The organism is Bradyrhizobium sp. AUGA SZCCT0283 (assembly GCF_018130385.1).
Classification (GTDB): Bacteria; Pseudomonadota; Alphaproteobacteria; order Rhizobiales; family Xanthobacteraceae; genus Bradyrhizobium.
On the sequence record NZ_JAFCLU010000003.1, the window covers coordinates 150,208 to 162,169 of the forward strand.

Annotated in this window: 6 protein-coding genes; 1 reads left to right on the forward strand and 5 read right to left on the reverse strand. The window is 54.6% G+C overall.

Going from position 1 to position 11,962, the window contains the following annotated elements; genetic code table 11:
* Positions 1-460: 460 nt before the first annotated feature.
* Positions 461-2,197, forward strand: a complete 1,737-nt coding sequence (vsr, locus tag JQ624_RS06245) for a DNA mismatch endonuclease Vsr (protein WP_312014383.1) — start codon at positions 461-463, stop codon at positions 2,195-2,197.
* On the opposite strand, the gene JQ624_RS06250 is transcribed toward vsr, so the two are convergent.
* From JQ624_RS06250 to JQ624_RS06270, 5 genes are read right to left on the reverse strand one after another with little or no spacing between them, the layout of a single operon-like run.
* Positions 2,194-3,786, reverse strand: coding sequence for a hypothetical protein (locus JQ624_RS06250; protein ID WP_212417979.1), 1,593 nt, complete (start codon positions 3,784-3,786; stop codon positions 2,194-2,196). The two genes, vsr and JQ624_RS06250, sit on opposite strands and share 4 nt — an antisense overlap.
* Positions 3,787-3,797: 11 nt before the next feature.
* On the reverse strand, positions 3,798-5,072 hold the full coding sequence (locus JQ624_RS06255) for an AAA family ATPase (protein ID WP_212417980.1): 1,275 nt from the start codon (positions 5,070-5,072) through the stop codon (positions 3,798-3,800).
* A gap of 1 nt (position 5,073) precedes the next feature.
* Positions 5,074-6,915 carry a DUF1998 domain-containing protein gene (gene drmB, locus JQ624_RS06260; protein WP_212417981.1) on the reverse strand — a complete coding sequence of 614 codons (1,842 nt, stop codon included), beginning with the start codon at positions 6,913-6,915 and terminating at the stop codon, positions 5,074-5,076.
* Between the two features lie 2 nt (positions 6,916-6,917).
* Positions 6,918-10,193: a hypothetical protein gene (locus JQ624_RS06265; protein ID WP_212417982.1), complete on the reverse strand. Its 3,276-nt coding sequence runs from the start codon at positions 10,191-10,193 to the stop codon at positions 6,918-6,920.
* A gap of 19 nt (positions 10,194-10,212) precedes the next feature.
* Entirely contained in the window at positions 10,213-11,889 is a 1,677-nt protein-coding gene (locus tag JQ624_RS06270) for a nuclease-related domain-containing DEAD/DEAH box helicase (protein WP_212417983.1), read from the reverse strand.
* Positions 11,890-11,962 lie beyond the last annotated feature (73 nt).

Here is an 11,962-nt window from a genome sequence, read left to right on the forward strand (position 1 = left end):
TTTCCCCGCAGCCAAGGTACAAGCGCGAGATACCGACAGGAACCGTTGTGGGCGAGGTCAACTGCGCTCCCGGTGCGCGATTGCCCTGCCCCGCCGCTTGCGCGGTCCTGCGCCGCCACCAATGGACACGTACGACATCGAAATGCCCTTGGATCTTCATTACTTGAACTCGCCGGAAAGCATACCATAATACCTTCGTTGAAGGTGATTTGGAATGCAGCGCCATCGATTCTTTTCATCATGTAGCTCTCTTCATGACGAGACGAGCCTGGTTCGAATCTGCAAAACGTGAATTATGCCCCCGTAGATGAGTTCAACCTCGAACGACGAAGGGCGCCGACTGCACTTAAACGAATAGGTTCGGGGATATCTGTAGCTCGCCGCGAAAACGAAGAACGCTGTGATATCTATCCCCACTAGCGTGACCTAGCGAAGAGCAACGCTTTCCAAGGGGACAGAATTGACGGACACGCTCACCAGCGAACAGCGCAGTGCCCGAATGGCACTGATCAGAAGCAAGGACACCAAGCCCGAACTGACCGTTCGACGGATTCTTTTCGGCCTAGGTTATCGATTTCGATTGCATGCTCGAGACCTGCCGGGGCGCCCCGATATCTGTTTCCGAAAGCGAAAGAAGGCGATCTTCGTCCACGGCTGCTTTTGGCACAACCACGAATGCGATATTGGCCACGTGCCGAAATCCAGGAGTCCATATTGGGAGGCGAAGTTCGCAAATAACCGGGAACGCGATGAGCGCAACAACAAGTTGCTTATCGAGGCAGGTTGGAACGTAGCAACGATATGGGAATGCGAGCTTAAGGACCAAGAGCGTTTGGCAAGGAGGCTTGAAGGCTTTCTAGGTCAAACCCGTTGTTCCAGAAATGCCCGGCAACCGGCGGGGCCTCCCCGTTGCCTTCAGCCTAATCAGCCATTCACAGAGAAACGCACGTTCGTGGATGTTTTTGCCGGTTGCGGAGGGCTTAGCCTTGGCCTTCTGCGTTCGGGTTGGAAGGGCCTGTTCGCCGTCGAGAAGGACCCAATGGCCTTTGCTACCATCCAGGAGAACTTGACGGGCAAGCGTCGAAGCGTTTGCTTCGACTGGCCAGCCTGGCTTGAACAGCAACCATTGTCGATCGAGGACGTACTAAAGCGGCATCCGCGTGAATTAGTTAAGTTGCGTGGCAAGGTCGACTTGTTGGCTGGGGGGCCGCCTTGCCAAGGATTTTCAAGTGCCGGTCGGCGGATTCGACGCGATCCTCGTAACCGGCTGTTCAAGCGGTATCTGGATTTTGTCAAAACGATCAAACCCAAAGTTGTTCTCATAGAGAACGTCCCAGGCATAACATTTGATTTTATTGCGGACCGACCAGGACACTCTCCGCGGAACTTTGCCGCGGAATTCGAGGTACTCCTTTCGAAACAGTACTATGTTTTTTCGTCGTTCGTCAGCGCGCCTGATTTCGGTATTCCGCAGGTCCGTCGTCGCTTTATCATAATCGGCCTTTCGAAATCTTATTTCGGCGAATTTGGCAAGAACGTCGATCCTTTTGCCCGACTCGCGGCCAGCTTACCTTCCTTTCGTAAGAAGCGAGACATCGCGCAAAGCGTTGGAAGCGGCGCAGCGATTTCGGACCTGGAGATCACCAAGAGCGGACTGAAGCCGAGTCCCGACAGCGCTGGATTCGACGCCATCACGGGATCCAAACCATTAACTCCTTACCAGCAACTAATGAAGGACGGGCACGTCGGTCCAATCCCCGATACACGCGTCGCACGTCACAACCCTGAAATCATCGAAAGGTTTGGACGGATCATAAAAGCCTGCACAAAGGCAGAGCGGCTTCATGTCCAACTATCGGCCGACATGCGCCAGCGATTTGGGCTCAAAAAGAAGGCTACCCGAGTCATGGATCTTGCGCGTCCGTCTCCCACCATCACTAGCATGCCCGATGACCTAATCCATTACCACGAACCGCGAACCCTTACAGTTCGCGAGAACGCCCGACTGCAGAGCTTTCCAGACTGGTTTGCTTTTCAAGGGAAGTACACTACTGGTGGGAAACGGCGGCGGCACGAGGTGCCGCGATTCACTCAGGTAGCAAACGCAGTCCCGCCACTGCTCGCCGAGGCACTAGGAGAAATGCTTATGGGCATTGTGAACGAGAGAGCGGGACCAGATCGCGGGCTCTTCCTTTAGTCTTTCGGCGGCGCCTTGACCGAACGTTTTCGCTTTGTGCCCATTGACGCTGTAAATGCCAAGAGTCGACTAACATGAAATGAAAATTCATCTCGGTCGAGCGTTGCGGTTGGTTGCGAGGCAAACGCGCATGCTAAGCGACCCTCAACGGTATCGCGCACCCCAACTGCGCAGCCAGTCTTCCATGCGGCATTGAGGTAAGCTTGGAGTTTACTTCCAGAACGAGCTCCAATAATTCCAAGAGGAATAAGGAAGCGCACGATCGGATCACTCTCGGTTGAAGCGGGGTCTTCCTCCACGAATATCTTAAGATTATTTTTAGTTGACGGTACGAAATAAATTCCACCCTGATCAGGATCAATTTGCAACTTGATCCCTGCCTCTGCAGCGCGAGCGCTTAACAGAGGGCCGTAAGAACGCGGCTCAAGCTCTCGTGTGAATGCTTCTTTTCCGTCAATCAGAAGCGCGTCTCGAGACCCAAACGATTGCGTAAACCTCCGCGGCGTGAACGATGCGTCCACGCCGGAGCCCAAAGTTATCGCTTCGGCTGTTGTTAGAATGGCGTCCAAGCGGGCGACGGTATTTTTTCTGCTGGAATCCAGGCGGGACAAACCGTCGAAAGCGCGAGCTGCAACCATTGCGAGAGACTGAACGATTGGTCCCGCACCCAAGGTCTCGGCAAGAGATGCTGCTGATCTTGGATCGGGTGATAGTAGAGCCGCCAAAGCAGCACGCTGACCAATATGTCGTTGGTCGTCGAGCGGTGGAGGGTCGATCGATGCCCTAACAACCTTTGTGCAGATCGAGATCCACGCTTGTGCGCCCTCCAAATCTTCGACCCGCGACTCTTCGAGCCGCTGTGCAACCTGTTGTAGTACTTCCGATTTATCAAATCCATGAGCCGCTGCTCGTTCCGATAAAACCTCGATCACAGTTCCCCAAATAGCTCGATCAAGAGCGGACGCCGATGAATGAAGTGACTGAAGCAATGATGATCCTAATGCAGCCGGCTTATCTCCAGGCTGTCGAAGGTGTTGCCGGATAGCAGCCTCGTGCTTTCCCGCCAACAATTCGTCAAAAAGGCCGCCTACCCATCCAGCAAAGTACTCGATAGCACGCCGCGCTTCGATGTCGATGGGTGTTCCATCAATTTTCGGCACTTGGTGGGCGGTGCTATCTATCGAAAAGCCTCCAATCACAGACGGTACCAGAGCGACGGGAACGTCTGGAAAGAGAGAATAAGAAGTCACGAAATTGCGCTGCTGTTCCTCGTCGGCGAACCGAACAAGAGTTATTCGGGTCGCGCGAACTATATCCGGCAAAAGCACGACCCCGCCTGGTCCGTCTTGTGCATTACTCGTCGCTTCCACTTCCAACAAGACGCGAGGGCCACCCTCGCCATAATTAATTGCCCATGCCGGTACGACATCGCCCGGAAACGCTAGAACTGATCCGCCAGCCAGGTTTTGTATGTCAACTGCCGGATCGCTGCGAAGGCTTGGACCAACATAACCCGACGCCAACGCCAAAGCCCAATTATCGGCGTGCATAGGAACTAGCAGCGTTGGCTTACTAGGCGAGGCCGTCATGCCTCCGCTCCTCAATCGTTGAAAACTGGTGCAAGCCACTCTACTCCTGCAATTACCTTTTCGACGGTCCCGTCAAAACCTCCGACACCAACGTAGTTGCACAGTTTCGCCGATGGCGGCGGCATCAGTGCCATGCCGGTCGGCATAGGTGCAGAAACATCCAACTCAGAAAACGCCAGAAAGAGCTCGGAGCGGGCGCGAGAACACATGACGTAAAGCGCCATCCTTTCGTTGACTCCTCCGGAGATGCCAAGGTCCATGCGCTGCAAACCTACAAAGAAAACGATGTCGAACTCCAGTCCCTTCGCAGATTGCTGATGCAAAACTGTGACCGTGTCGGCGGAATCAAAATCCAGTGACGATGCAGGTCGTTTCTTATCGCCATTCACATACATCTGCACCTTGGCTTTAGCTTTGGATCTTTCGACGCGCATGGACAGCTTGTTATAAGTTCGCGTAACCTCCCGACTTGGCCCGCACACGATCACACCAATCTGTTTGCCCGGACTACCTTTCACCTTTCTCGCGACAAAATCGTAGAGCTCCTGATCACTGTCGCATATCAATATAGAGGGAACATCGCCGCGCCGTTCGGGAAGCTCTGCCTGACCACTAGTCTGGCCGACCTGAAAGTGACCTGCAAGTTTAGCTATTTCCTTTGTATTTCTAAAATTCTTTCTGAGCAAAAAATTACGGTTGACGTCGCCGGTAATAAACAGGCTCTTTCGAATTCCTGCAGTCTCGCTGTTGCGATGAATCTGGAGGCGTTGATTGTCATCAGCAAAAACGGTCACGCGTGGCTTTTCTCCCCCCTTTCCTAGTTGCTTGGACAGGAGACCGAGCGTGACATACATCTCTGGCGGAAAGTCCTGACCTTCATCAATAACCAAGTGCCCCCAGTCGAGCGCTACCGCCGTTTCCTTTGCTGCAGCGAGTCCTTTAGAACAAATCTCTATCCAATCGATATCGAAGAGCGAACCTAGCTCTCGAGGTGGCCACTTTCGAAAAGCGTTCATCCACCAACGCTTTGCCCAGTTGTGCATAGTGGAAATTGAAAAGTCGCCGTCGGGACGCGAACCACCCGACGTGTATTGCATCAAGACGCTACCGAACATGATAACCTTCGGGCGTTGGCCGAGCTCATGCAGCTTCTTCGCCCGATGGAAGGCCATGATCGTCTTACCCGTCCCAGGCGCTCCTATAACTAATATCGCGCCATCACTCGGGGCTTCCGCGTAAATGCGACGTTGCTCTCGATCGAGATCGCTCAGGGCCGGGAAGCGCACGTCAAGGTTCCATCATGGGTCGGAAAAAACCGACTGGTTCCCGAACATTTCGACCGTTTAACTGGCCGTCACCGGAAACAAGAACTCGGTCCAACAAAACATTCGAGAAAGTACAGCTTGTTTCTGCGACAAGCGAACAAGCATGGCAGGCGGCACGGTTCAAGCCGTCTATTCCCTGCGCCTCTAGTTCGCGGCAAACAGGATCTCCGGAGCACCACTCACTTCTCGACACTGCGCGATAAGCCACCTCTGCAAATCGGCCCGCTGACCCGAGCTCAACTAGCCCCCCCATCGATCCTTCAGAATCTGAGTCTGCCGTATAAATTAAGACGCCGGCATAAAGGTCATCGGCCGGTCCGCAATATATTCGCTCCCGAAGCGACGTAGACGAGTAACCACAATCAAACGAAAGCTGGTTTATAAGGAGGTGCGCAAAAGTATGCACCATCACAAAGACTGGGTTCGCTTCAAAACCCATTCGGCCAGGAAGCCCAAGAGTTTCGGCCGACTGCAATTGTTGGCTTGTAAAGGCAGCGATTGCCTCCCTATTGATATCAAGCCACGCCCTCAAAGCAGTTCTCGAAAACTCAACGAATATGCCTTCCCCAATAACTTCGATTGCAGGAAGCCAAACGGGTGCAGGCTGGCCGAGGCTGGGAGTGATCATGGGATTTTCGTCAGTAGGCTTACGACGCTGAAAGCCGCGGAAGGCCCTCACTTCGCGCAATCGCTCAACTTGTACAACTTTCTCTAACAGTGTGCCGAGCTGGTATCGAGCGCCCGGTGGCGAAGGCCGAGTAACCAGCGTTCGCGATACAATTCCGATGTCGTCCGCCAAAACTGGAAATTCATCACCCAAAATTTCACTCTGGCGAATATCTTCTGGACCGCCCAGACCGCCAGCGGCGCTGCTTTGATGCCGCAAGACTTCGGCATCAAACGCTTGCCAAGCTAACTCCGCCGAGACTCCGAGCGCGTCACCTAGCATAGTGAGTTGCCCGCCAAATATAGCATTGTCAGCCCGACCCAAGTTGATTGCAACGCCCAGCAAAGATTTGAAGGTCGGATCGGCTTTTAAAGCTGCTATGGCATCGCTTTGAGTGGCGTCAACTGAAATATCCAACGCTGAAATGATCGACGCATAATGCAAGGCGCTGGATCCTCTTGGCTCCATGTGCAGCGAATACGCACGCCCTTGCGCATCGTTGGGATCGACGCAGGCTGTTGGAGCCTCATTAGGCTGACGACCTGTACACCGCTGCGGTAGCGGTCCCTCACTGATGCCCTCCAACGAAGAACGCGCACCGCAGTTGCAGGCTATCTCCATGCTGGAGAAGTCACCGCCACTTTGGCCTGTCACCAAAAACGAAAGCTGCGCTGTGCGCCGATCACAAGAACCATGATGGGCTCGTTGCGACCTCCTATGTGCCCAAAAATACCAATCGATCTCCTCCAGGTGGCCTCCGTCACAAGTAGCCACAAAACGCATCGGGACGAGACGCTGCCTTCTGCACCTCGGATCCCCGCAGGTCGGCTTTGGCATCGGATCTGACGGCTGCGCTACCTGATCCCGCTGGGCATCCCAAAATACCATAGCGCGGCACGCTGGACAGAAGTGCCAACGGGGGAAACGTGAAACGGCTACGGAATACACTGGGCGCTTAAGCGTTACTCCCGCGCGCAATCGGCTCGTCAGGGCACGCAGTTCGAGGTCTTCGAGATTCCTGCCTCTGTTCCAGCGCCCCGTACCCCGAACGAAAAACGACTGACCATCAACCTCACACAGTGAGCCAACTCCGAACGGCGCGATCAACTGGCCGCTGCGTATTGAGGGCTTGCTCATTCCTAGATCTCCATAAGTATTTCCCGATCAACATGCCGCATGGATTGCAGCGTCGGCCACCCGATCGGGGGGGTAGGATCGCCGAACCGATAGAACAAAGCTGGCCTCACCTGGCGAGGCGCAGCGGTGTACTGCAAACTTCCGTTCGCTCGCGCGGCTGCGGCCCAACCTGCCCACTGGCTTACTCGGTCGGCAATTCCTTGGCTTATCCTGTCGCGTTCTTCTTGTTCTGTGGGATCTGCATATGCACTCCTGAGGCGCAACTCGAGAGCCGCGACCAGATCGGCAATCGCAGAAACAGAAGGATCAAAGTCGCGAGCGTTTGCATTGCTCACGAGCCCCCCACCGTGTCGAACCACAGTGACCAGCGCGGCGTGAAGAGCACGCTCAATTGCAGGGATTGCGCCGGGCGTCACGCTGGTGGGTTCAACAAAGCTATAAAATTTCTCATGATAGTCGCGGAAGGACTCATAGTGCGAACGATCTCGGGGTTTGCTTGGTGAATAACATGTGAATACAAGGCCAGGCACTTTGCCGCGACCGACGCGGCTTGTCGCCTGAATGTATTCAGCCGTCAGCTTCGGCTGGCCATTCACGAGCATTAGTCCGAGCCGTTCAATGTCTATTCCAACCGAAATTATGCTGGTACAGGGCGCAATATCAACAGCAGGATCGGTTGCAGAGTGTCTGCGTGCAAGCTGCTGGCGTGCTTGAGGTATAGGTACTTCAGCGTGAGCTTTAAGCTCAAGTACATCGAACCTAGTAGGCCGTTCTTCGTTTTGGAACTTGGCGTACACTTTTAAGCGCGTCGGTATTTCGTCGCGGGTCGCGTTAGCTATACGCCCAAGTTCGCGCTTGCTGTTGTGATAAGCCACAAGAGTCCAAAACGCATCCGTCTCGTCGTGATTAAAGCGACCATCGCGGCTGAGTTTGTAGACGCCCTGCAGAATTGCGGACATAGCCCATGACACGGCAATCGTAGAGCGAACGCCTTGGCCCATTATTCCTACGTAAAGCCGTGAACGATCGAATTCAGCCACGTCAAGCCTGGAAAAGAACGAATCCTCTGCCTTGATTCCTGGAGAAGGAAAGACAGATGAATCCTTTCCATATATCCGGCGGCATTGAGCCGACGCGTTCCTGATCGTAGCAGTCGATGCAATAACCTTCGCGCGACTACCGCCCAGCGCAGCAACGAGCGTATCAAATCCTCCCTCATAGATTCCAGCAAGCGTTCCCAATGGTCCCGATATCAGATGAAGCTCATCCTGGATCACCAAGGAGGGCGGCAACGGCGCACCTCGGCCAGCGCCAAACAGCTTGCCGGCTTCTTCGCGCCAGGGCACCATCGCAAACTTATCGATTGTTCCTAAAAGAAACGAAGGCCGCCTCGAATAGAGCTGCTCGTCAATGAAATAGAGTGGAAGGTGTCCATGGAAGCAACAATCTTCATCAGGGCAGCGGGTAACAAACGAGTTGGCGCTACTGTCGAATCCATAAAATGTTCTGTCAGGAGTGCCGTCAGGAAGCATCTTGCGCGTGTCAGGCACTAAGAGAGTTCCGCAGGATGGGCAAGCTTCGATTGGAAAACTGTTGGCTGCGCGTGGTTCGCTTGCCTCTAGCAGCGCCGTACAAAGTTCATGCGCACCCCTATCGTCATAGCTCGAGGTATACTGGTTTGGGCTGACGTCGCCACCAACAAAAAGGCCAATCGAAAACTCTTCGCTGCCAAGCGTGTCATCGCCAGCGGAGGCGAGCTGCTGGCGCAAGATCTCCAAGGCACAAATCATCCCTGCGGTTCGTTGGAACTGGTCCGCTGTTAGGAAGCGATAAGTGTAGCGGTTAAGCACACCGACCCCATTGCCGCGCACCCCGTGGACGAGTCGACGGCGGATGAGTTCAAATGCGGCCGTTAGCAAATACGCTTCTGTTTTACCGCCACCCGTCGCGAACCAAATGACATCAACAACGTCGCGGTCGAGATGACCAGGGTCCATAAGGGACGGAATAACTTGAAGGAAAAACGCTAGTTGGAACGGCCGCCACTTCGCAGAAGCATTCGCGAAATAGTCCATCGGTCCAACTTCAGCGTCACCAAGCTCGAACGGGCCTTGGCGACCATCGGCACGGGTCCGTCCAGTCGCGCGCGCAGCGTGGCACATGGACATAAGCATTGCGCGGTTGGCGAGGGTGAACGCACGATAGACGATTGGATCGTTCTGCAGCAGGGAAATGCCCTCTTCCATACGTGCCGCACTGCGCTCGCAACGAGCGGCAATTGCGGCGGCATCTGCCTGCAGTTCTACTTCCACTGGCAGCGCCTTTTGAACGTCTATCCAGCGTCGATAAAGTTTGACCAACTTACGCAGTCGGTCCGCTAACGCAGAAGCATCGATCGTTCCAGAGGCTAAGCTGCGCAATTCAAAGATCTCGGCATCCTCGAACGTGACCGTGCCGTCAGGCGTTGCGGCTTCTAGCCTATCGAACACAGGTTTCCACACGTGGGCACAGGGAAGGGCTTCAGTCCGAACCGAAGTGCAAATGTCGCCGTCGATCGACCATTCTGTTGCGATACCGTGACCAGTCGCATATGGACGTTGTTCCCCATAGATAATCCTGAGCTCGCGTTCTTCCGCTGTTGGTGGAACGAACCGCGTCGATGGGTATGGGTGAATTTCACCCTTGGTTGGTGAACATTCCAACCCCGCCTGGAACAATGCCTGCGTAATGTCTGCGCGACCCTCATTTTCAGCCGCATTACTAAGGCTGATGGTTATCAACCGTGACCCATCCGGCAGCGTTCGATCCAATGCCTCCAGTGTACCTTTTCCGCCAAATAAATAAGTTCGCGATAGTCCCCCCGGTCCGACTATTCGAGTTTCAGGCTCCAACGGACGCCTTTGCCAACGGCGCGGCGAACCCTTTTCTTCACGCGGCAACTCTTCGTAAACTGCGGCCTTCGCAACGACTTTGAGCAATGCATCCGATGAAACACAGAGTGAAAGGCCCATGGAAGCCGGAAGTAGCGCTGCTGCCATGCTGAGCGGATCGTCGGCGTCAACATCCTCATCTTCGTCCACACCCTCGCCGAGTTCATCGGATGAAAGATCGCCCTCCTCAGAAACTTGCCGCGGATAAAGCAAACCCATCATGTAGGCGAGGCTAAGCCGGTTAGATATCACTTCGCGCTCATATCCATCAACAGGATCGGCCTCTCCGAAACCAGGGCCGATGAGCATGGTCCTCAGATAGTCTACGACGGCTTCTCTTGCACTCATTTGCTATTCCGATGTCCTTTCAAGCCGACAGGGCTACCGCGACTTTTGCAAGTCCTTCGGATTCGAACGATGAGCAGCAGAGTGCTAGTGTATGGTTGGCTCTTGAGAAGGAGCGATAGACCATTGCTTTTATTGCGTCTGCCGATGCATCCGTCGAGGCGAGACCTGCGACACAGACAAGGGGCCTCTCAAGCCCCTTGAACTCTTCGATCTGGGCAACGACCACAGCGTCCCTGACTTTACCTCTCGGTCTCGCTACCAAGCGTTCGGATCTGATGCCGGCTCCGCCGAGTGCGTTAATGGTCGCAGCGATGTTTTCTTCGAGCGGCACCAATACCGCCACGTCTGAACGGCGCGCACCATTCTGTCCTGCAACCCAGGACCGAACCACGGATACCACACCGGGTATGATTCCGGCCGGGTCACCGCAATCACGGAACACCACGTCGCTGCCCTGGCCGATGGCCGGTGGAAGACCAACGTCGGCGCCAGCGTAGCGGCTAATCGCCTCGACTATCTTGGGTGCATTGCGAACGTTTTGCTTCAACTTACACTTGGTAGCGAGTTGAGCGAAGTAGGATAGAACGTCCTCGTCTACGGGATGGCTTTCAGACACTTGCCGGTTTGGGTCACCAAACCAGCGCCATCGTCCGCCTTCTAGGCCGCCACTAACCGCGCGACTGAGGAGATCAGCTGAATCAAACTGGCAGAGGTCCTGCCCCTCGTCGATCACCAAGCTTGTCCAAGGTCGTCCTCTTGATTCGAGTTCACGTTCGACGTCATTGAATGCCAAGACGTCCACGCCCTCGGGTGGTGAAGCCGACTTCAATTCTTCGACAAGATGTCTGCTCCGGGTTGTGAACAAGACCTCGCGCCCTTGCGCAAAATCATACCGAGCGCATGCCATTGCCAAGAACGTTTTGCCAGTTCCGGCACCGCCCCGAACGATGATTCGATCATTTTCCTGGATGTCATCCAATCGGGCATACTGTTCATCGGTCAGCGCAGCAAGATCCTCGCCAAATTCATCCAACCGGTTTGCAAGAGGCGGAACCTGCTCGAAATTCGGGCGCAAGTAACTGGCGATCTCGTTCATAACCGCTGGTGATAGACTTCCAAACCTTCCGGTTCTCTGCCCCCAATACTGCAAGGCTTGCCTGATAAATGCCCCAAATACGTTATGACCCAGGCATTCTGATCGATAGGCAGTGATGTCGTCGGGCTGGTCGGGGAGAGGTGAACGGCCCTCCGAAACTAATCGCTCGATTCCCGTGAACACCACGGCCCACCCCATCGGTATGTTTCGTAAAGCCGAAGAGAATCGGGGCTGCAAATAATTGTCTCGCAGAGCAAAAAAGGCTGTTTTAGCCTGTATCGCCGGACTTTCCGACTTCTTTGTAATTTCGCCGTACCGATTTTGAAACTCCCACAGTCCATTCTTACAAGAGACGCGGCCACCTTTCACCTCAAGCACCAACAGACCGAATTCACAGACGATGATGAAGTCCGCCTCAGCCCAACGCTTGTATTGGTGACGCGGCAAATTGAGAGAGTGAAGGCAAACCGCACCTTGGCCGAGATCGAGGCGCCGGAGCATGTTGAAAACAGCGTCCTCAGCCGGACTGGTCACGCGGAGCATTTGGGACGGCAACATTCTCATCGAACTGCCGGTAGTCGTTCCAAGGGCGAAAAACAACGAACGACTTCGGGGAGATGCTCTCGTCGATACCCACTGATGTCGCCATCGAGATAAAGCTCCGTAGAACTAC